This window comes from Agromyces sp. NPDC052230 (assembly GCF_040679595.1).
Lineage (GTDB): Bacteria > Actinomycetota > Actinomycetes > Actinomycetales > Microbacteriaceae > Agromyces.
The window spans coordinates 436,254-456,088 of record NZ_JBFAVC010000003.1 but is presented as its reverse complement, the minus strand read 5'-3'; the positions used below and the strand labels follow the sequence as shown (position 1 = coordinate 456,088).

The following is a 19,835-nucleotide window of genomic DNA, read 5'->3' as shown; positions in this document are numbered from 1 at the left end:
GAAGCGCGTTCTCGAACCGCGAGCTCATCAGTCGAGCACGACCGCAGCGAGCTCGCGCAAGGTGGCGGGCGAGGCGCTGCCGCTGCCTGAGTAGGCCGACGGAGGCGCCATCGCACCGATGACGACCGCGGCATCCGGAAGCTCGTCGAAGAAGTTCGGAAGTGAGTGTCGGATCGGAGCGATCGCGTTCGTAGCAGGGAAGAAGGCCGCCCACACGGGGCGCACTCGGGCCAGGGAAGGAACGACGACATGAAGCTGACGACGATGACGCAGGTCACCATCGACGGAGTGATGCAGGGAAACGGCGGTGCATCGGATGACCGCAGGAACGGATTCGAGCGTGGCGGATGGGCCCTCGGAAAGGGCGACGACGAGACCAGGGCGTTCATCACCGAGACCTACCGGCGCGCAGGGGCGTTCCTCTTCGGCCGGCACACCTACGAGATGTTCGCCGGCTCGTGGGGAACCATCGACCAGATGCGCGCGCACCCGATCGGCGTGGCCCTGAACGAGGCGCCCAAGTACGTCGCCTCGACCACGCTCACCGCGCCACGTTGGGAGGGCACGACCGTGCTCCGGGGCGACCTCGCGACGGCCCTCAGGGAACTGAAGGCCAGGCCCGGCGGTGAGCTGCAGGTACACGGCAGTGGCCTCCTGATCAGGTGGCTGCTCGAGCACGATCTCGTCGACGAGATGACGCTCATCGTGGTCCCGGTGATCGTCGGTCAGGGCGCGAGGCTGTTCCCCGAGGCCGGGCCCGATCTCGCGCTCGACCTAGTCGAGTCGCGAGTCGACTCGAAGGGTGTGACGACCCAGGTCCTCCGGCCGGCCGGGCGTCCCCAGTACGCCGCGGCCTGACGTGCCGGAGTCGTGGCCCGCGCCCACCACCAGGAGGGGGGCGCGGGTCATCGCCGTCGCTACGTCAAGCCACGGGGTTCGGTTCGCGGAATCGCGTTGCGATGTCGGAGGCTCCGCGTATCGTGCCGAGCACATACTCGCAGAGCTCGTGCCGGGGTCGGAGAGGAACATGAAGGTGCTGGTCGCGACCAGTGTCGCCCAGGGTACGAGATCGACCGACGTGATGCGATGCGTCGAGGGCGAGTTCGTCTACATGATCGAGGCGTGCCCCTACAGTGCGCGACGCCCATACGGTTCGTGTGATTGCGGCATCACGTTCCGCGGCATGACGAGCGACGAGGTCACGACGACCGCGATCGTGCGTGCGGTGCCCGGGCTCGATCTTGAGACGTACGTCGACTGCCTCGACGCCACGCATCGGTTCAAGCACAAGCTCGGTTGCACGTGCGACTTCGACGCCGTCGCCCAGGCGTGGAACCTCACGGCGATCGCCGGGATGTTCGCCGAGGGCACGATCGTCGAACGGCTCGTTGATCGCGTGATTGTGCGGCGGGGGGTGGCTGCATGAGTGCGCCACTCGACGCTGTGGCACGCGGTGCTACCGAGTGCTACGCTTCCATTATGTCCGGTCAGATCAGTCAGCGCGACCTGCGCATGCGATCTCGCGAGATCATGGACGCCGTCGAGCGCGGCGAATCGTTCACCGTCACGCGTGACGGGCACGAGATCGGCGAGCTCATCCCGCTGCGGAAGCGGCGCAGATTCGTCACGCGATCGGAGTTCGCCGCCATGTCGCGCTCCGCGCCTGCGATCGACCCCGAGCGATTCCGTGCCGACCAAGAGGCGGTCATCGACTCGGCGCTGGACGATCCGTATGCCCGCTGAGAATGAACGCGGGCTTCTCGACACGAACATCGTGATTCTGCGTCGCTGGATCGACCCCGACCACCTGCCCGCCGAAATGGCGATCAGTGCCGTGACGCTGGCAGAACTCTCGGCCGGCGTCCATCTCCTCCGGGTCGACGCTGACGAAGCGGCGGAGCGGGCGCGACGCACCGACCTGCTGCAGCGAGTCGAGCACGAGTTCGACCCGATTCCCTTCGATGCGGATGCCGCTCGAGCATTCGGCCGCATCTCCGCGGCGGTCCAGGCGATCGGACGCACGCCGAGGCGCAGAATCGCCGACCTCATGATCGCCGCGATCGCCGCGGCGCAATCGCTTCCCCTGTACACGGCGAACCCGCACGACTTCGTCGGGCTCGATGAGCTCTTCAACATCGTGGCGGTGCCCCGACCTGAGACGCACTGATCGGATCGGCCGTGGCCGTGGCCGTGGCCGGTGCCGTGGCCGCGGCATCCGCTCGCCTCAGACGACGATGCGTTCGGCCCCGGGCCATCCGGAGCCATCTCGACATCTCACAGCAGTTTCAGGTAACCTGAATCAAGTTTGCAACGGTGCATAGGAGTCAACTGCATGACGTCGGATCACAACGGAAGCATCAGCGTCCCCATCGATCGCCTCCCCGAGACGGCCGGCCGATCGTTCGGCCCGTCGTCGTGGCGGCGGATCGACCAGAGCGAGGTCACGGCGTACGCCGGGCTGTCGGGCGACACGAACCCGGTCCACCTCGACGAGGAATTCGCGAAGGGCACGCCCTTCGGCGGCACCATCGTGCATGGGTACCTCACGCTCGGCCTCGTCGTGCCGCTCATGGCCGAGGTGTTCGAGGTGACCGACTTCGGGGTGGGCATCAACTACGGACTCGACCGGCTGCGGTTCCCCGCCCCGGTCGCCGTGGGCTCGAGCGTCCGCGTCGTCGGCGAGATCCTCAAGGTCGACGAGATCGAGGGCGGCTACCAGATCTTCCCCCGCGTGACGTTCGAGATCGAGGGCGGCAGCAAGCCGGCCTGCGTCGCCGACATGGTGCTGAGGTACTACCGATGAGCGCCGAGGACCTCACCGGCAGGGTGGCCGTCGTCACGGGGAGCGGCCGCGGTCTCGGCCGCGCGTACGCCGTCGCACTCGGCCGCGCCGGCGCCGCGGTCGTCGTCAATGACGTCGACGCGGACTCCGCCGAGGAGACCGCCGAGCTCGTCCGCGCGGCCGGCGGTCGCGCTGCCGTCGTGGTCGCGCCGGTCGGGCCGGCGGAGACCGCCGACCGGCTCGTCGCCACGGCCGTCTCCGAGTTCGGCCGGCTCGACGCGATGATCGCGAACGCCGGTGTGCTGCGCGACCGGGTCATGTGGAAGGCGACCGACGAGGACTTCGACGTCGTCGTCGCGACCCATCTGCGCGGCTCGTTCACGTGCGGTCGCGCCGCCGCCAACCACTTCCGTGAATCCGGCGAGGGCGGTCGCATCATCCTCATCGGCTCACCCGCCGGGCAGTTCGGGAGCTTCGGGCAGACCGCCTACGCCGCGTGCAAGGCCGGCCTCGTCGCGATGGCTCGCACCTGGTCGCTCGAACTCGCGCGCGCCGGGGTCACCGTCAACGCGGTCATCCCGACGGCGATGACCGAGATGACGGGCACGATGCCGATCTACCAGGAGGTCTACCAGCGCTTCCTCGAGGGGGAGCCGCTACCGCCCGTCGTGCGCCGCGAGCACGCCCTCGGCTCGCCCGAGGATGTCGCGCCGCTCATCGTGTGGCTCGCCTCCGACGCGTCGTCGGGCATCACCGGGCAGGCGATCGGCCTCGGCGGCGATCGCCTGACGCTCTACTCGCACCCGGCGGTTCTCGAGACGCGCGACGCCGACGGCGGCTGGACCCCGGATGGGATCCGGCAGGTGTGGGAGAGCGAGCTCAGCGCCCGAGCCCAGCCGTCCGGCCCGACCTTCGCCCCGATGGACTGACCGTGCAGGGTCACTACGCCGACCTCTGGCACCGCATCGCCCTCGCGGATCCCGACCGACCGGCGATCGTCACGGTGGGGGAGTCCCGACTCAGCCACGCCGAGTTCGACGACGCCGCCGCCCGGGTCGCGACGCTGCTCGACGAGCTGGGAGTGCGGCGCGACGACAAAGTTTCGATCCTGATGCACAACCGGCCCGAGTGGCTGCTCACCTTCGCGGGCAGCCTCCGGGTCGGGGTCGTCCCCGTCTCGCTCAACTTCCGGTACCGCGCGCGGGAGATCGCGGCGCTCCTCGACGACTCCGACTCGACCGCGCTGGTCTACGCGGCGAGCTACGCCGCGATGGTCGCCGAGGCGGTCGCCCTGCTGGGCCGCCCCATCGAACTGCTGCAGGTTCAGGATGTCGCCACGCCGCTCCTCCCCGGCGCGCTCGACTTCGCGACCTTCGCCGACCGAGAGCCGAAACCCTACGAGGACCCGGTCGACGGCGACTTCTTCATCTACACCGGCGGCACGACCGGGGCGCCGAAGGCCGCGGTCTGGGGCGCGCGCCAGATGCTCTCGATGCAGGTCTACAACGCCTACCTCACCGCGGGGCTCCCCATCCCCGAGACGGCCGACGACGTCGTGCGGCTCGCGACGGGGCCGGAGTCGCGGCGCATCGTCGCGCTCGCCCTCTCGCCGTACATGCACGGCACGGCGCTCACGACGGTGATCAACGCCCTGCTGCTCGGCGGCACGATCGTCGTGCTGCCGACGGCGAGATTCGACCCGGCGCTCGCGATCCGCACCATCCTCGACGAGGGCGTGACCCGCGTCGCCGTTGCGGGAGACGCCATCGCGATCCCGCTCCTCGAGGCTGCGGAGGAGGCCCGGATCACCGAGCTCCCCGAGCTCCAGTCGATCCTCTCGTCGGGGATGCGCTTCAGCGACTCGACGAAGGCCCGCTTGCACGCGCTCGCCCCGAACCTGGTGATCACCGACATCCTCGCCTCGACCGAGGGCGGTGCGCTCGGCCTCGGCATCACGCGCTCCGCCGATGACCTGCCGGTGAAGTTCCAGCTCACGCCCGGCACCGTCGTGCTCGACGAGTCGCAGGAGGAGGTGCAGGACATCCCCGGCTCCGTCGGCAAGGTGGCCTTCACCGGCGGGATGCCGAAGGGCTACTACAAGGACCCCGAGAAGACGGCCGCGAACTTCGTCGAGATCCGCGGCAAGCGGCACATCATTCCCGGCGACCTCGTGCGCGTCGAGGAGGACCACTTCATCGAGCTGCTCGGCCGTGGAGCGACTGTCGTCAACACCGGCGGAGAGAAGGTGTACCCGGCCGAGGTCGAGGAGTCGCTCCTGCGCTTCCCCGGCGTGCTCGACGCGGTCGTCTACGGCGTGCCCGACGAGCGCTGGGGCGAGGTCGTCGCCGCGGCGATCGCGGTGGAGCATCCGGATCGCTTCTCGGCAGCGGATGTCGCAGCCCACGTCGGCACCGAGCTCGCCGGCTACAAGAAGCCGCGCCGGCTGCTCATCGTCGGCGACCTCGAGCGCAGCCCGACCGGCAAGCTCGACCTCGCCGAGCTCCGCCGTCGCACCCTCGAGCACGGCGTCTCGGCATGATGCGGTACGAGCCGGCGATCGACATCGACGCGGTCCGCGCGATCGACACGCACGTGCACGTGCAGTTCGACAGCACCGGGCGGCGGTCGCTCCCGGCCGACCTGCTGGATGCGATGGACCGCTACTTCGGGCAGGGCACGCCGGCGCTCTCGATCGACGACCTCGCAGCGTATTACCGCGAGCGCTCGATGGCGGCCGTCGTGTTCACCGTCGACGCGCGCACCGCGATGGGGGTCATCCCGAACAGCAGCGTCGAGATCGCGGAGGGCGCCGCTCGCCATCCCGACGTGCTCATCCCCTTCGGCAGCGTCGACCCGACGACGGGGGAGGCGGCGATCGACCTCGCGCGCGAACTCGCGACCGACCACGGCGTGCGCGGGTTCAAGTTCCACCCGAGCATCCAGCGCTTCGACCCGAGCGACCCCGCGTACTCGCCGCTCTGGGCGGCGATCGCAGAGCTCGGCGTGCCGATCGTGGTGCACACCGGACAGACCGGGGTCGGTGCCGGGCTCCCAGGCGGGTACGGCATCAAGCTGCGGTACTCGAATCCGATGCTTCTCGACGACGTCGCCGCCGACTTCCCCAACCTGACGATCATCCTCGCCCACCCCTCGGTGCCGTGGCAGGACGAGGCGCTCTCGATGGCGTCGCACAAGGCGAACGTCTACATCGACCTCTCGGGGTGGGCGCCGAAGTACTTCTCACCCGACCTCGTACGGCAGGCCGGCAGCATCCTGCAGCACAGGATGCTGTTCGGCTCCGACTACCCTGCGCTCAGCCCCGACCGGTGGATGGCGGGCTTCGCGCAGCTGCCGATCAAGGACGGGGCGCGGCCGAGGATCCTCAAGGAGAACGCCATTCGCGTGCTCGGCCTGGCGACGTCGCGGAATGCTTGACCCAACCAAGTGTTTCAGGTAGCCTGAGATACCCGCGCCGGCGAGCGCTGCCGGGCACCATCTCGATGAAGAGACCCAAGGAGAGCAATGACGTTCCCTCGTAAGAGACTGATCGCCGCAGCAGCGTTCGTGTCCACCACCGTCCTGCTCGCCGGATGCTCCGGCGGCGGCGGCGATGGCGGCGGAGAAGGCCCCGCGCCTGACCCCGCCGAGCCCATCGCCATCACCGTCGGCACGCTTCCCGCCGGCGACTACGCCCCGCTGTACATCGCGCAAGAGGAGGGCTTCTTCGAAGAGGAGGGCCTCGACGTCACGATCGAGATCATCGCCGGTGGTGCCGTCGGCGTGACCCAGCTCGTGTCGGGTGAGCTCGACTTCAGCTCCGCCACCTGGGCCAACACGCTCTCGGCGGTGTCGCAGGGGCTCGAGATCCAAGTCGTGCGCGAAGGCACCGACTCCTCGAAGGAGGGCATCAACGGCATGATCGCGAAGGAGGGCTCCGGCATCGAGGGCCCCGAGGACCTGCGCGGTCAGACCATCTCGGTCAACACGCTCCAGTCGGCGACCGAGCTGCAGATCCGCGATTGCCTCGACAGCGCGGGCGTCGGCCCCGATGAGTACGAGCTCGTCGAGGTGCCGTTCCCCGAGGTCGGCGCGGCCGTCAGCCAGGGCCGCATCGCCGCAGGCTTCGTGCCCGAGCCGTTCATCACGATCGGCGCAGCCGAGGGCCTCGTGCCGATCATGTACCCGTCGGTCTGCAACGAGGACCAGTCGAACATGCCGCTCATCAACTGGAACACCTCGAAGAAGTTCGCCGAGGAGAACTCCGAGGCCGTCGCCGCGTTCGTGCGGGCGATGGACAAGGCGACGCAGCTCGCGATCGACGACCCGCAGGTCGTCATCGACATCCTGCCCACCTTCACGACGCTCACCCCCGAGCTCGCCGGTGAGCTCGTGCTGCCCAGCTTCGTCGAGGACGGCACGCCCGACCTCGAGGGCGCCGAGCTCACGATGGAGCTCATGGTCGAATGGGGCCTGCTCGACGAGCCGCTCGACGACCTCTCGCAGTACGCCTGGCAAGGCGAGTGACCTCTCGGTCCTCGGGGTCCGGTGTTTCACCGGGTCCCGAGGACCTCCCATGACCATGCAGGAGAAGGAGCGACGATTGTCCAGCACCACCTCCGCGCCCCCGTTCGGGCGGCGTCGGACGCGAAGCACCGCATCGCGTCGAACGACGCTGCTGCGCGGAGCTGCCGGGTTCGCGGCGCTCTTCGTCATCGCGGAACTCATCTCGCGGTCGGGGATCGTCAGTGAGACGTTCCTGCCTCCGATGTCGCTGGTGCTGCTCCGCGTGGTCGAGCTGCTCGTCACCCCGTCGTTCCTCGTCCAGGTCGGAGCGACGCTCTACGCCTGGGCGATCGGCCTCGCGATCTGCATCGTCGTCTCGGTGACGATCGGGGTGCTGCTCGGGTCATCCCGCGCGGCCTACTCCGGCAGCCGTGCCGTGATCGAGTTCCTGCGCCCGATTCCCTCAGTCGCGCTCATCCCGCTCGCGATGCTCGTGCTCGGCAACGACGCCGAGATGAAGATCGCGCTCATCGTCTTCTCCACCTCGTGGCCGGTGCTCTTCAACACCATCTACGGCATGCACGACGTCGACCCCATCGCGAAGCTGACGGCCAAGAGCTTCGGCCACGGCCGGCTGTCGACGCTCCTCACCGTGTCGCTGCCGAGCGCGATGCCGTTCATCTTCACCGGCATCAGGATCGCGGCATCCGTCGCCCTCATCGTCGCGATCAGCGCGGAACTGCTCGCGGGTGCCTCCAACGGGCTCGGTCGGTGGATGCTCGATGCCTCCTCGACCGGCAACCGGCCCGACCTCGTGTTCGCCGCGACCATCATCGCGGGCCTCCTCGGTCTCATCATCAACTTCCTGTTGCAGCTCATCGAGCGGCGGTTCCTCGGCTGGCAGACGGCACTGCGCCCGACGGGAGGTGCGTCGAAGTGACCACCGGAAGGACCGATCCAGTGAACCTCGGAACGAGCGTGGACACGGTGTCGCTCGCCACACCTTCGCGTCCCACGCGACGGCGTTCCGCGAAGGGCTCCCGTCGTCTCCAGGACTTCGCCGTCCGCTGGGGGGCGCTCCTCGCGATCGGCCTCGTCTGGGAGCTCGCCGCGCGTCTCGCGAACAACCTCTTCTTCCCACCGCCGTCGCGCATCGTCGAGCGCTTCTTCGAACTCTGGTTCTCGGGGCCGCCGTCGACGTTCTTCCTCACCGAGTCGGTGGCGACCAACATCCTGCCGAGCCTCTCCCGGCTCCTCGGCGGCTGGGCCGCTGCGGTCGTGTTCGGCGTGCTGCTCGGCGTCGCCATCGGGCGCAGCAAGGTCGTCGGCGACTTCGTGGAGCCGATCATCCACTTCGTCCGCGCCATCCCGCCGCCCGCGCTCATCCCGGTGTTCTTCATCCTCCTCGGCTTCGGCAATGAGATGCGGGTGACGCTCATCGCGTTCGCGGTCATCTGGCCGGTCGTGCTCAACACGATCGACGGGGTCCGCAGCGTCGAGCAGTTGCACCTCGATACCGGCCGCGTGTTCGAGTTCGACTGGCGGAAGCGGTTCTTCGGGATCGTGCTGCCGAGCGCGTCGCCGAAGATCTTCGCCGGGATGCGGGTGGCACTCTCCGTCGCGATCATCATGATGGTGATCTCGGAGATGGTGGGGCGCCCCGACGGCATCGGCAATATCATCCTCGGTGCGCAGCGCACCTATCGGATGGTCGACATGTGGGCCGGAATCCTGCTGCTGGGAATCCTCGGCTACGTCCTCAACGCCATCCTGTCCGCCGTGGAAACGCGCATCACGAGGTGGCATCGGGGTTCACGAGAAGGAGTGTCATGAGCATCCAGACGACAGGGACCGATCTGCTGACGATCGAAGGTCTCGGCCACGTCTACCAGGGCGCGCAGCCGTTCGAGGCGATCGGGAAGCTCGACTTCACGGTGCCCGAGGGCGCGTTCGTCTCCATCGTCGGGCCGTCGGGCTGCGGCAAGACGACGATGCTGCGCTGCCTCTCCGGGCTCATGAAGCCGACGCGCGGTGAGGTGCGTCTCGAGGGCGAACCGGTGACGGGCGTGCCGCGCGACCTCGCGCTCGTGTTCCAGGACTACAGCCGTTCGCTCTTCCCGTGGCGCACGGTCGCGGGCAACATCGCCTACGTGCTGCCACGCAACCTGCCGAAGGCGGAGCGGGCCGCCCGCATCCAGGAGAGCCTCGACGCCGTCGGGCTCGGCGAGGCCGGGGCGAAGTATCCGTGGCAGCTCTCGGGCGGCATGCAGCAGCGCGTCGCGATCGCCCGGGCGCTCGCGTACCGTCCGGCGATCCTCCTCATGGACGAGCCGTTCGCATCCGTCGACGCGCAGACCCGTGCCGAGCTCGAGGACCTCATGCTCGCGGTGCGGAAGCAGTTCGGCATGACGATCCTCTTCGTCACGCACGACATCGACGAGAGCATCTACCTCGCCGACCGCGTGCTCGTGCTCTCGAAGTCGCCGTCGACGATCGTCGAGAGCCTGGACATCGACCTGCCGTACCCACGCGACCAGGTGAGCACCCGCGAGCTCGAGGACTTCGTGCACCTGCGCTCGCACGTCGCCCGGCTCATCCGCGACCAGTCGATGAAGGGCCGCCCCGCCGTCTGAGGCCCGCGGGTCGGCCTGACCGGCCGTTTCTGAGTTCGACGGATGCCTCGGCCCAACCGAACCCGCGGGGCCGAGGTATCCGCCCACTACGCCTCGGGCGCCTCCTGCAGCGCGCGCACCTCGATGCGGGACTGCACTGCGGCCGACGCCCTGGTCGCCCATTCGATGGCGGATGCCTCGTCGGCCGCCTCGATCACCCAGAAACCGCCGACGTACGACGGCGCCTCGACGAACGGCTCGTCGAGCACACGTGTTCCGTTCGATGTGGCGTCGACGGTCTTCGCGGTCGAGGGCGGGTTGAGCCCGCCGGCGAACAGCCACGCGCCCGAATCCTTCAGGGCGGTGTTGAACTCGTCGACCGCGGCCATCACGGCGGCGAGCCCGGCAGGGTCGAACTCCTGCAACGACGCCATCGTCGGCTCGGTCGCCGAGTCGTGGGGCATGGTCAGGAAGTACTGCGTCATCAGTGGATCCTTTCGTCATGGCGCCGTCGGCGCCGACCTTACTCAGACGTCGAACGGGTTGAGCCCGAGATCGACATCGGCTGAGACATCCGGAGGTCAACCCCGCTGCGGCGGCGCAATGCGCGACCTACCCTGAACGCACCGATCGAGGAGGATCACATGAGCGACCCCACCGAACGCGACGACCGCGACTTCCGCGACGACCGCGACTTCGCCGACGACGCGAACGAGCAGGCGCGGCTGCGTGCCGAGCACGCCCGCGAGCTCGGGGTCGATCCGTTCTTCGAGGGCGCGAACATCACCGAGAGCGGCGGCCCCTACCTCGAGGCCGGCGACGACCTCGACACCGGCGGTGGCCACCGCACGCCGCGCGCCACCGAATGGGACTGACGCGCGGCGAGCGGCTTGGTCAGCGACGCACGGGAATGCCGCCGGTCGCGAGGTCGGCACGGTCTCGGTCAGCGGATGCCGCGGCGCCCGCGACATCCGTCGAGCCCGCGACATCCGTCTCCGAGCTCGCGACATCCTTCAACGCCGCGACATCCGTCACCTCATGCCCGCTCTCGACCGCACCGGCCTCGAGCGCACGACGCAGCGTCCCCACCTCGACGCGGTCCTCGAAGAAGAACCGGGAGACCCGCACGCGAATCCGCCGCGCGAGCGGAAGGCGTCCGCGTTCGTCGGGCCGCAGGTCGAGCGGCCGCTGCGACTCCACCATGCCGATGCGCCAGCGCTCGAACTCGGCGATCGGCCGATGCACCTCGACGTACTCGCCGCCGGGCAGCCGCACGAGGCGCCCGGTCTCGTAGCCGTGCAGGAGCAACTCCGTGTCCTTGCGCTGCAACGCAAGGCACACCCGGCGCGTGATGATGAACGCCAGGGCCGGGCCGAGCAGGAGGGTCACCTGCAGCAGCAGGATCACGTGCTCGAAGGTCACGCTGAAGTGCGTGGCGATGAGGTCGGCGCTACCGGCGATCCAGAGGGTGCCGTAGAAGACGATGCCGGCGACCCCGATCGCGGTGCGCGTCGGCGCGTTGCGAGGGCGCTCGAGGAGGTGGTGCTCGCGGCGATCGCGCGATCCCGCGGCCCACTCCTCGACGAACGGGTAGACGGCGATCGCGAGGAGGTACACGGTCACGACCGCGAGGGGCACGATGACCGCGAGCGTCCAGGTGCGGCCGAGCCAGACGATCTCCCAGCCCGGCGGCACGAGCCGAAGCGCCCCGTCGAGGAAGCCCGTGTACCAGTCGGGCTGGCTCCCCGCCGACGCATCCCCCGGCGCGGCCGGGCCGTACAGCCAGATCGGGTTCACCGTCACCGTCGCCGAGATGAGCAGCACCAGCCCGCCGACGATCATGAAGAGTCCGCCGGCGCGGGCGGCCGCAGTCGGCCACAGGGGTACGCCGACGACGTTCCGCTCGGTGCGGCCGAAGCCCGGGAACTGGGGCGGCTTGTGGTGCCACGCCGCGAGCCCGCGCAGCGCGACGAGCGCGATGAGCAGTGCCGGCACGATGACCGCGTGCAGCGGATACAGGTGCTCGATGATCTCGCCCGGGAACTGCCCGCCGAACAGCAGGAACGTGAGCCAGGTGCCCACCACCGGTATGCCCAGCGCGATGCCCTCCACGATGCGCAGACCGGTGCCCGACAGCATGTCGTCGGGCAGCGCATAGCCGCTCCAGCCGCCGATGAGCGCGACGATGAAGATCAGGAACAGCAGCACCCACATCCCGCGCCGGGGCCGGCGGAAGCCGCCCGTGAAGAACGTGGTGAGCAGCTGCATGATGATCGACGCGGGCAGGAGGAGCCCTGCCCAGTGGTGCGCCTGCCGGATGAGCAGGCCGCCCGGGATGTCGAACGAGATCCGCATCGTCGATGCGTACGCCTTCGACACCTCGGCACCGTGCAGCGGGGCGTATCCGCCGGTGTACGTCGTCGTCGCGCTCGACGGCGTGTACCAGAACATGAGGATCACGCCGGTGACCAGCACGACCACGATGGAGGCGAAGGTCACCACGCCGAACAGGTTCGTCCAGTGGTTCGGCACGGTGCGTCGGCGAAGCGCGGCCGAGACGTCGGCGATACGCCTGCCGAACACGGTGGCGTCGGCGACGGATGCCGCGAGCCGATCGGTCGCGGAGGGGCGTGGTGCTCGGCGCTCAACGGGCATGGGGAACACCTCCTGAGACGAACGCGCCGCGAGGGTCCTGCACCGAGAGCAGCGAGATGATGTCGCGGCCGGCGACGAGCGCCGAGAGCCAGACGAGGAGCACGCGGATCTTCCGCTCCCACGTGGGGATCGCCAGCACGTGGTAGCCGCGATGCATCAGCCAGGCGAGCAGGCCGGTGATCACGAGGCGCTTGTACTGGAAGATGCCCCGGCCGAGCCCAAGGGTCGCCACGACGCCGAGCGACTCGTGCCGGTAGTCGCGGGGGAGCTCGCCGTGCAGGGTGGCCGCGATGTTGGCGGCCAGGCGCTTGCCCTGCCGCACGGCGTGCTGGGCGTTCGGCACGGTGAGCGCACCCGCTACGGGCGAAGCCAGGTCGGGCACGGCCGCGTTGTCTCCGGCCGCCCACGCGTCGGCAACCGGGTGGTCGGCCGTGCCGACGCGGAGGTCGGCGCGCACGATGACGCGGCCGCGGTCGTCGGTCGGCAGGTCGGTGTGCTTCGAGATGACCGGGTGCGCGGCGTTGCCCGCCGTCCAGACGATGAGGTTGGCGTCGAACTCCTCGCCGTCCGAGAGCACGACGTGCCCGTCGGTGGCCGAGAGCACGAGGGTCTCGAGGTGCACGTGCCCACCCCTGGCTCGCAGGGCGTCGACGACCCAGCGCCCCGGGGCATCCGTCACCTCGGGGAGGATCCGGTCGTTCGCCTCGACGAGGTGGAACGCGAGCTCCTCGAAGCGGATCTCGGGATACGACCGCAGCAGCGACGTGGCCAGCGAGAGCAGTTCTCCGAACCCTTCGACGCCCGAGAACCCGCCCCCGACGAACACGAACGTGAGGAGCCGGCTCCGTTCCGGTCCGAGGTCCATCGCCGAGGCGCGGTCGAACGCCGTCAGCAGGCGATCGCGGATCGCGACGGCCTCCTCGACGTGCTTCATGCCGATGGCCACCTGATCGGCGCCGGGGACCGGCAGCAGGCGCGTGACGGCGCCGGCCGTGACCACGATGACGTCGTAGTCGACGATGAAGTCGGGGCCGTCGGCCGGTCGCACCGTGACGGTCTTCTCGGCGTGCCGGATCATCGTCGCGCTGCCGGCGATGATGCGCGTGCGCTTGAGGTGCGCCCGCAGCGAGATCGCGGCATGGCGTGCCTCGATCGAGCCGGCGGCGACCTCCGGGAGGAAGGGCTGATAGGTCATGTACGGGCGCGGGTCGATGATCACCAGCTCGGCCTCGCTCGGCCTCAGCCGCTTCTCGAGTTTCCAGGCCGTGTAGAAGCCGGCGTACCCGCCGCCCACGATCACGATTCTTCGCATGTACTGCTCCTTGATCTTCGTTCACTACATACGACAGATCTCGGCGTTGATTTGTGACATCCGCCAACCGGGCGCGCGCGGCGGCATCCGTCGATCGGGCGGGGTCTCGGCCGGGTGGCAGCTTGTGAAGGAGAATGGGCGCTATCCCTGCCTGAGCAGAGATCTCGCCGCAGTTCTCCTGCACAAGCTTCACGTGCGGTTCTCGTCCCGGGCCTAGCATCGCCTCACGCCGACCGAGCGCTTCGCCACCGTTGATGACTACCTCGCCGCACTGACCCCCGAGCGACGGGCGGAGGTCGAGACGCTGCGCGAGATCGTGCGCGAGGCCGAGCCGCGGCTGACCGAGATCGTGAAGTGGAACTCGCCGAACTACACGCTCGACGACGTCGACCGGCTCACGGTCAACGCGGTCGGCAAGGGGCCGGTGCGGCTCATCCTGCACTTCGGTACCGAGCGCGCCGAAGACAAGGGTGCAGCGCCCACCTTCACCGGCGACCCCGACGGGCTGCTCACGTGGCACTCGGACATCCGGGCCAGCCTCGCGCTGCCCGCTGGCGCAGAGCTCGACGGAAAGCGCGACGCGGTGATCGCGGTCATTCGGGCGTGGTTGGCGGAGTGGTAGGGGCGGGGCGCGACTCGTCCTCCACAGGCGCGGTTGTGCGCAAGCTATTCACGGACTGATCTGGCGTTTTCGATTCGAATGAGTGTCGGTGGGTGCTGCGAGACGGGTCCATGACCAGCCCGCGCGACGCGCTCGAGCAGCTCGGCTCAGCCCTCAGGTGCGCGCGCTCCTCGACGCCGGACCAAGAATTGTGCGACGAAGTGCATCCGAAGCGGGGCTGGGAGGAGAAGTCAGTGGTATCGGGTCAATTCGCACCCGCCGATTGAAGGGGAAGACCAATGAAGCGCATTCTCGCCACCGGATTCATCGCCGCTCTCGCCACGTTCGGCGTCGCCGGTACCGCCCACGCCGCGCCCGCCGACGCTGCCTGCTTCGGCCAGGTGCACAAGACCATCAACACCGAAGGCGCCCTCGGATTCACGAACGTCGGAGACGTCGTCAAGGCAATCGGCGGCCAGGGCAAGAACGAGACCGCCAGGGGTATCTGCGGCGACTGAGGCGCCCGACGCTTTTCAGCACTTCGTTGTCGGCGGCTCGGAACCCTCGTTTCCGAGCCGCCGACCCGTTCTCCGGACTCAGTCCTCCGAGATCTCCGCGACGGTCTCGCCGGTGGCGGTCGCCGACAGCTCGCGTGCGATGTCTGCCTGGCTGATGATGCCGACCAGGTCGTGCCCGTCGATCACCGGGAGGCGACGCACCTGGTACTCCTGCATCACCTCGAGTGCCTCGCGGATGTCATCGTCGGCGCCGATCGTCACGGGCTTGCCCTCGGCGAGGCTTCCGGCGGTCACCGATGTCGGGTCGCCGCCGTCGGCGATGCACTTCACCACGATGTCGCGGTCGGTGAGCATGCCCTTCAGACGGTCGTCGTTGCCGCAGATCGGCAGCGCGCCGACGTCGAGCTCGCGCATCATGCGGGCGGCCTCGACGAGGGTCTGGTTCTCCTTCACGCACTTCGGGTCGGGAGTCATCAGGTCACGTGCAACAGTCATTGCGATCGTCCTTTCTCCGGTTCTGCCCGCAGGTTACGTGGCCTCCGACAGCGCCGCGCGGGGGTTGACTGATGCGCCGCCGCGCGTCAGGCACCGGCGCCGGCCCAGCCCGGCCCAGGCGCGCGCCCGGCCCGGCCCAGGTCACGCCCGCAGGACTCAGCCCAGCGAACCCACGAACGCCCGCATCCGCGCCGCCATCTCCTCAGGAACCTCGGCGACCGTGAAATGGCCGCCCTCCTCGAGCCGATCGAACACGCGCAGGCCGCGGTAGTGCGACCGCGCGAGCGACTCGGGGTACTCCGCCTCATGCCGCTGGATGAACACCGCCGCGGGCACCGAGGTCGGCGGGATCGGCCCGGCCTGATCCGCCCCCTCGTAGTACGGGCGGAACGACGAGCCGATGCTCTGGGTGACCCAGTAGACCATCGCCTCGGTGAGGATCCGGTCGCGCGAGATGCGACGCTCGACCGCCGACGGATCGCCGGCGGGTGTATCGCTCCACTCGACGAGCTTCTCGGCGAGCCACGCGAGCAGTCCTGCCGGGGAATCGTTGAGCGCAGCCGCGAGCGTGTCTGGGCGGGTGGCCTGCACGTGCCCGTAGGCGCCGTCGGTGCCATGCCGAGCCGCGAGCTCGGCGAAGAACTCGCGCTCCGAGGCATCCGTCAATGCCTCGCGTTCCTCATTCGAGGGGAAGTGCGCGTGCGTCGCCACGATGCCCATCACCTGCTCGGGGTAGCTCGCGGCGATGAGGTCGCTGACGTTCGCCGTGACATCCTCCCCGTAGGTGACGTACCGGTCGTAGCCGAGTACGTCGGTCATGAGCGCGTGCATGGTGGAGGCGATGCGGGTCTCGGTCATCGGCCCCTCCGCGTAGGGCGACGAGAACGCGAACCCCGGCATGCTCGCGACCACGACGTGGAAGTCGGGCAGCAGGTCGGCGAAGTCGAGCTGCAGCGCGAAGGTGTGCGGCCAGCCGTGCATCACGAGGAGTGCCGGGGCATCCGCTCGCTCGGATCGCTGGTGCACGAAGTGCAGCGCCGTGTCGCCCACCTGCGCGATGAACTGCGGATGCCGATTGAGCCACGCCTCGCGCGAGCGCCAGTCCCAGGTCAGCCACGTGTCGACGAGTTCGCGGAGGTAGGCGGCGCTCATGCCCGAGGCGGGTCGCCGCGGGGAGTCGGGGAGGATCCTCGTGCGCGAGAGGCGGGTTCGGAGGTCGTCGAGCTCATCGTCGGGCACGTGGAGTTCGAACGGCTGGGGAACGGGCTGCGTCATGGCGGCGACGCTACGCGCGACGACCGACATGGCACCGAGCGGATGCCGCGGCCGGCCGCTCACCACGCCAGCAGGCGCTCGGGCGTGAACACGATCGCCGTGCTGAACATCTCGACGATCTCATCGAGGGACATGCCGTAGTCGGCGATCGCCTCGGTGTACTTCGCCTCGTAGGCGTCGCGGAAGTCGGCCAGCGTCTCGGCGCTGCTGCGGTTCGAGATCTCGGCGGTTCCGTTCAGGACGACGACATCGTTGCCGAATCGGCCGCCCTCGAGGTGGATGAGCACCGGTGAGCCGCGGCGCACGTGGGCGACCTTCACGGCATCGGGGCGACTGAAGACGAACAGGTGGCCGTCGCGCCAGTAGAACCACACCGGCACGGCGTGCGGCCGGCCGTCGGGGTGCGTCGTGATGAACCAGCAGATGAGGTCGCGTTCGAGCTTGCCGCGCGCCTTCTCGCGCTCGGGCGTGGTGGGGTCGATGAGTTCGCTGCTCATGCCGCCCACGGTACGCGCGGGCACCGACACGAGGGAGGCGTGGCCGTGCAGCGCAGCGACGACGGGGCGGATGCCTCCTCCTCACCGTCCATCGCGAAGGTACCCGCGTGACGTAGGGTACCCACATGGTGGTAAGTCTTACGGAGATCCGGGAGCGCTCGGGCGAGGTGTTCCTGGAGGGATGCCCCACGCGCGTGGTGCTCGACCACATCATGAGCAAGTGGGGCGTGCTCGTGCTGCTCGCCCTCACCGACGGGACCCGCCGCTGGGGCGAACTGCGCCGCGAGGTGCAGGGCGTCAGTGAGAAGATGCTCGCCTCGACGCTGCGAACCCTCGAGGCCGACGGGCTCGTGGAGCGCACCGCGTATCCCGAGGTGCCGCCGCGCGTCGAGTACGCGCTGACCGAGCTCGGTGAGGAGCTCATGGAGCGGATGATGCCGCTCGTCGAGTGGGTCGCGGATCGCGCCGACGTGATCACGCGCGGGCGCTGAGGAAGCGATACCGCGCGGCAGATCGCCGAACGCCGAACGCCGAACGAACTGCCCGGCTACCGGGCGTCCGCGTTTCCCCCGATGCGGTGGTTCTGCACCGCCCGGTACGTGCTGTGCAGCGACTCGCTCGCCGCGGCGAAGTCCTGCTGCACGAGGCGCACCACGAGGAAGTCCACGATCGCCATCTGCGCGAGGCGACTCGACATGGCGCCCGTGCGGAATCCCGACTCGCGCGCCGAGGTGGTCAGCACGTGATCGGCGGCGAGGCCGAGCGGCGAATCCGGATGGTTCGTGATCGCCACCGTGACGGCCCCCCGCTCGTGGGCGAGGCCGACGAGCTGGTTCGTCTCGAGCGTCGTGCCCGTGTGCGAGATGCCGATCGCGACGCTGCCCGGGGTGGTGATCGCCGCGGACGTCAGGGCGAGGTGCGCATCCGACCAGCAGAATCCCGGGATGCCGATGCGATGCAGCTTCAACTGCAGGTCCTGCGCCGTGAGGCCGCTCGAGCCGGCGCCGAAGATGTCGATGCGGGGCGCACTGCGGATGGCCGTGACCACCGCGTCGAGCGCGTCCACGTCGATCTCGCGGGCGGTCTCCTCGATCGCGCGCGCCTCCTGGTAGGCCACCTTCGCCACCAGGTCGGCGATCGAGTCGGTCGGCGAGATCTCGGCATCCGCCACCTTGAACAGCTCGCGCGCCGCCTGCTCGCGGCTGTTCGCCGCGGCCACGGTGATGCGGAATTCCTTGTACCCGGCGAAGCCGGCCGCGCGGCACATCCGCGCCACGCTGGCGGGCGAGGTGTCGCACGCCGCGGCGAGCTGCGTGATCGTCGACTCGATGACGAGCGATGGGTGATCGATGACGGCCTCGGCGACCCGCCGTTCCGCCTTGCTCAGCGTCGGAAGGCGCTGCCGGAGGGTGATGAACACATCGGTCATGCGGTGCCTCCGAGGCCGGCTGCGAGATCGACGACTCGGCCCCGCAGCGCCAGGAGCTCGATCGATGATCGGGTCGGGTGGACCCGGTTCGTGAGGAATACTACTGAGCGCCGACCGCCGGGCTCGGTGACGAAGCCGGTCCCGGTGAATCCGGTGTGGCCCGCGGTGCGCGGCCCGAGTCCTCGCATCCACGGCTCGTCGAGCCGCGTGCCGAGTGACTGCCCGTAGCCCGGGTCGCCGGGTACCGAAACCGGAGTGACGAGCGCGCCCGCAACCGTCGGGGAGAGCACCTGACGGCCGTCGAGGCGTCCGCCCAGGCGGAGCGCCTCCGCGAATCGCAGCAGGTCGCCCGCCGTGCCGAACAGTCCCGCGTTGCCGACGACGCCGCCGAGCGCCCACGCGGTTTCGTCGTGGACCTCGCCGTGCACGAGTCCGCGCTCGGGCTGGAACTCGGTCGCGGCGATGGCAGGCCGCTGGTTGGTGTCGGGCCGGTAGCAGGTCTGCGTCATGCCGAGCGGGTCGAGCACACGCGATCGCACCACCTCGTCGAGCGGTGCGCCGGCCAGGGCTTCCGCGACGAATCCCGCCCAGATGTAGCCCACGCAGGAGTAGCGGTGCGTGGACCGCGGCGAAGCGTCAGGTCGGGCCGCAGCCCGGAACCTCGCGCCACCGGGGTCGGGCTCGCGATCCGTCCACTCCGCCGGGAATCCTGCCGTATGCGAGAGCAACTGTGCGATCGTCACGGAGCGGAGCACAGGGTCTCGGAACTCGTCGAGGAGTTGCCCGACGGGCAGCTCCGGCCCGAGACCGCGTGCCTCCAGCTCGGAGAGGAGCGCCGCGGCCACGATGGGCTTCGTCACCGAGGCGAGATCGAACCGGGTAGAGGCATTCGCCGCGGGCCACGCGCGATCGGCGGGTACAGCGGGCGCATCCCATGAGCGGATGCAGCCCACCGCGTGCCGGTACCTTGGTTGCCCGTCGAGGGCGACGAGTGCGACCGCTGCCGAGTAGGCGCCCTCCGCCAACGCCCCCTCGAGAACGCCATCGAGCGCGTCGAGTGAGGGTCTTCGAATGGGCACATGAAAAAAATAGTCGCTTCTCTTCCAAAAATCGACAGTTCTGTACATACTGGGTCCGAAGCACCAGCAGAACCGAA

Annotated in this window: 25 protein-coding genes; 16 read left to right on the top strand and 9 right to left on the bottom strand. The window is 69.2% G+C overall.

Annotation, left to right across the window (positions count from 1 at the left end; all coding sequences use genetic code 11):
• Positions 1-27: 27 nt before the first annotated feature.
• Positions 28-225 (bottom strand): hypothetical protein, encoded by a 198-nt coding sequence (locus AB0K73_RS10005; RefSeq protein ID WP_360517769.1) that lies wholly within the window; start codon positions 223-225, stop codon positions 28-30.
• Between the two features lie 24 nt (positions 226-249).
• On the opposite strand from AB0K73_RS10005, the gene AB0K73_RS10000 reads away from it, so the two are divergent.
• The 12 genes from AB0K73_RS10000 (at position 250) to AB0K73_RS09945 (ending at position 9,918) form a co-directional block, all read left to right on the top strand.
• Positions 250-858 carry a dihydrofolate reductase family protein gene (locus AB0K73_RS10000; RefSeq protein WP_360517766.1) on the top strand — a complete coding sequence of 203 codons (609 nt, stop codon included), beginning with the start codon at positions 250-252 and terminating at the stop codon, positions 856-858.
• A gap of 169 nt (positions 859-1,027) precedes the next feature.
• Positions 1,028-1,426, top strand: a complete 399-nt coding sequence (locus tag AB0K73_RS09995; RefSeq protein ID WP_360517763.1) for a hypothetical protein — start codon at positions 1,028-1,030, stop codon at positions 1,424-1,426.
• 53 nt (positions 1,427-1,479) lie between these two features.
• Positions 1,480-1,743: a type II toxin-antitoxin system prevent-host-death family antitoxin gene (locus tag AB0K73_RS09990; protein WP_360517760.1), complete on the top strand. Its 264-nt coding sequence runs from the start codon at positions 1,480-1,482 to the stop codon at positions 1,741-1,743.
• Complete coding sequence (locus AB0K73_RS09985) at positions 1,733-2,167, top strand: type II toxin-antitoxin system VapC family toxin (RefSeq protein ID WP_360517757.1); 435 nt, start codon at positions 1,733-1,735, stop codon at positions 2,165-2,167. The genes AB0K73_RS09990 and AB0K73_RS09985 overlap by 11 nt, the downstream gene beginning before the upstream one ends.
• A gap of 165 nt (positions 2,168-2,332) precedes the next feature.
• Positions 2,333-2,803, top strand: coding sequence for a MaoC family dehydratase (locus tag AB0K73_RS09980; RefSeq protein WP_360517754.1), 471 nt, complete (start codon positions 2,333-2,335; stop codon positions 2,801-2,803).
• Positions 2,800-3,711, top strand: a complete 912-nt coding sequence (locus tag AB0K73_RS09975) for an SDR family NAD(P)-dependent oxidoreductase (protein ID WP_360517751.1) — start codon at positions 2,800-2,802, stop codon at positions 3,709-3,711. The genes AB0K73_RS09980 and AB0K73_RS09975 overlap by 4 nt, the downstream gene beginning before the upstream one ends.
• A gap of 2 nt (positions 3,712-3,713) precedes the next feature.
• Positions 3,714-5,321, top strand: a complete 1,608-nt coding sequence (locus AB0K73_RS09970; RefSeq protein ID WP_360517748.1) for an AMP-binding protein — start codon at positions 3,714-3,716, stop codon at positions 5,319-5,321.
• Positions 5,318-6,217 (top strand): amidohydrolase family protein, encoded by a 900-nt coding sequence (locus AB0K73_RS09965; protein ID WP_360517745.1) that lies wholly within the window; start codon positions 5,318-5,320, stop codon positions 6,215-6,217. Before AB0K73_RS09970 ends, AB0K73_RS09965 begins: the two co-directional genes overlap by 4 nt.
• Positions 6,218-6,346: 129 nt before the next feature.
• Positions 6,347-7,306: an ABC transporter substrate-binding protein gene (locus AB0K73_RS09960; protein ID WP_360517742.1), complete on the top strand. Its 960-nt coding sequence runs from the start codon at positions 6,347-6,349 to the stop codon at positions 7,304-7,306.
• A 76-nt stretch (positions 7,307-7,382) separates the two neighbouring features.
• The gene (locus AB0K73_RS09955; protein WP_360517739.1) at positions 7,383-8,225 is read left to right on the top strand and encodes an ABC transporter permease; all 843 of its coding nucleotides are present in this window, start codon (positions 7,383-7,385) and stop codon (positions 8,223-8,225) included.
• A 20-nt stretch (positions 8,226-8,245) separates the two neighbouring features.
• The gene (locus AB0K73_RS09950) at positions 8,246-9,118 is read left to right on the top strand and encodes an ABC transporter permease (protein WP_360517735.1); all 873 of its coding nucleotides are present in this window, start codon (positions 8,246-8,248) and stop codon (positions 9,116-9,118) included.
• Positions 9,115-9,918: an ABC transporter ATP-binding protein gene (locus AB0K73_RS09945; protein WP_360517732.1), complete on the top strand. Its 804-nt coding sequence runs from the start codon at positions 9,115-9,117 to the stop codon at positions 9,916-9,918. Before AB0K73_RS09950 ends, AB0K73_RS09945 begins: the two co-directional genes overlap by 4 nt.
• 86 nt (positions 9,919-10,004) lie before the next feature.
• Here the strand turns inward: AB0K73_RS09945 and AB0K73_RS09940 are convergent, their stop codons facing one another.
• Positions 10,005-10,382, bottom strand: a complete 378-nt coding sequence (locus AB0K73_RS09940) for a YciI family protein (RefSeq protein ID WP_360517729.1) — start codon at positions 10,380-10,382, stop codon at positions 10,005-10,007.
• 159 nt (positions 10,383-10,541) lie between these two features.
• Between AB0K73_RS09940 and AB0K73_RS09935 the strand changes: the two genes are divergently transcribed.
• Complete coding sequence (locus tag AB0K73_RS09935) at positions 10,542-10,772, top strand: hypothetical protein (protein WP_360517726.1); 231 nt, start codon at positions 10,542-10,544, stop codon at positions 10,770-10,772.
• Between the two features lie 19 nt (positions 10,773-10,791).
• Here the strand turns inward: AB0K73_RS09935 and AB0K73_RS09930 are convergent, their stop codons facing one another.
• Entirely contained in the window at positions 10,792-12,552 is a 1,761-nt protein-coding gene (locus AB0K73_RS09930) for a cytochrome b N-terminal domain-containing protein (RefSeq protein ID WP_360517723.1), read from the bottom strand.
• Positions 12,542-13,864: an FAD-dependent oxidoreductase gene (locus AB0K73_RS09925; protein WP_360517720.1), complete on the bottom strand. Its 1,323-nt coding sequence runs from the start codon at positions 13,862-13,864 to the stop codon at positions 12,542-12,544. The genes AB0K73_RS09930 and AB0K73_RS09925 overlap by 11 nt, the downstream gene beginning before the upstream one ends.
• Before the next feature lie 271 nt (positions 13,865-14,135).
• Between AB0K73_RS09925 and AB0K73_RS09920 the strand changes: the two genes are divergently transcribed.
• Entirely contained in the window at positions 14,136-14,486 is a 351-nt protein-coding gene (locus AB0K73_RS09920) for a DUF1801 domain-containing protein (protein ID WP_360517817.1), read from the top strand.
• Between the two features lie 278 nt (positions 14,487-14,764).
• Entirely contained in the window at positions 14,765-14,983 is a 219-nt protein-coding gene (locus AB0K73_RS09915; protein WP_360517717.1) for a hypothetical protein, read from the top strand.
• Between the two features lie 78 nt (positions 14,984-15,061).
• Here AB0K73_RS09915 and AB0K73_RS09910 read toward each other — a convergent pair whose 3' ends face one another.
• From AB0K73_RS09910 to AB0K73_RS09900, 3 genes are all read right to left on the bottom strand, one after another.
• The gene (locus tag AB0K73_RS09910; RefSeq protein WP_360517714.1) at positions 15,062-15,478 is read right to left on the bottom strand and encodes a CBS domain-containing protein; all 417 of its coding nucleotides are present in this window, start codon (positions 15,476-15,478) and stop codon (positions 15,062-15,064) included.
• A gap of 156 nt (positions 15,479-15,634) precedes the next feature.
• Complete coding sequence (locus AB0K73_RS09905; RefSeq protein WP_360517711.1) at positions 15,635-16,753, bottom strand: epoxide hydrolase family protein; 1,119 nt, start codon at positions 16,751-16,753, stop codon at positions 15,635-15,637.
• A 59-nt stretch (positions 16,754-16,812) separates the two neighbouring features.
• The gene (locus AB0K73_RS09900; protein WP_360517708.1) at positions 16,813-17,250 is read right to left on the bottom strand and encodes a pyridoxamine 5'-phosphate oxidase family protein; all 438 of its coding nucleotides are present in this window, start codon (positions 17,248-17,250) and stop codon (positions 16,813-16,815) included.
• Between the two features lie 125 nt (positions 17,251-17,375).
• Between AB0K73_RS09900 and AB0K73_RS09895 the strand changes: the two genes are divergently transcribed.
• On the top strand, positions 17,376-17,741 hold the full coding sequence (locus AB0K73_RS09895) for a helix-turn-helix domain-containing protein (protein ID WP_360517705.1): 366 nt from the start codon (positions 17,376-17,378) through the stop codon (positions 17,739-17,741).
• Between the two features lie 56 nt (positions 17,742-17,797).
• Here the strand turns inward: AB0K73_RS09895 and AB0K73_RS09890 are convergent, their stop codons facing one another.
• Together AB0K73_RS09890 and AB0K73_RS09885 are read right to left on the bottom strand one after the other, a co-directional pair.
• Positions 17,798-18,679: a MurR/RpiR family transcriptional regulator gene (locus AB0K73_RS09890; RefSeq protein ID WP_360517702.1), complete on the bottom strand. Its 882-nt coding sequence runs from the start codon at positions 18,677-18,679 to the stop codon at positions 17,798-17,800.
• Entirely contained in the window at positions 18,676-19,758 is a 1,083-nt protein-coding gene (locus AB0K73_RS09885; protein ID WP_360517699.1) for a serine hydrolase domain-containing protein, read from the bottom strand. The genes AB0K73_RS09890 and AB0K73_RS09885 overlap by 4 nt, the downstream gene beginning before the upstream one ends.
• Positions 19,759-19,835: the final 77 nt, after the last annotated feature.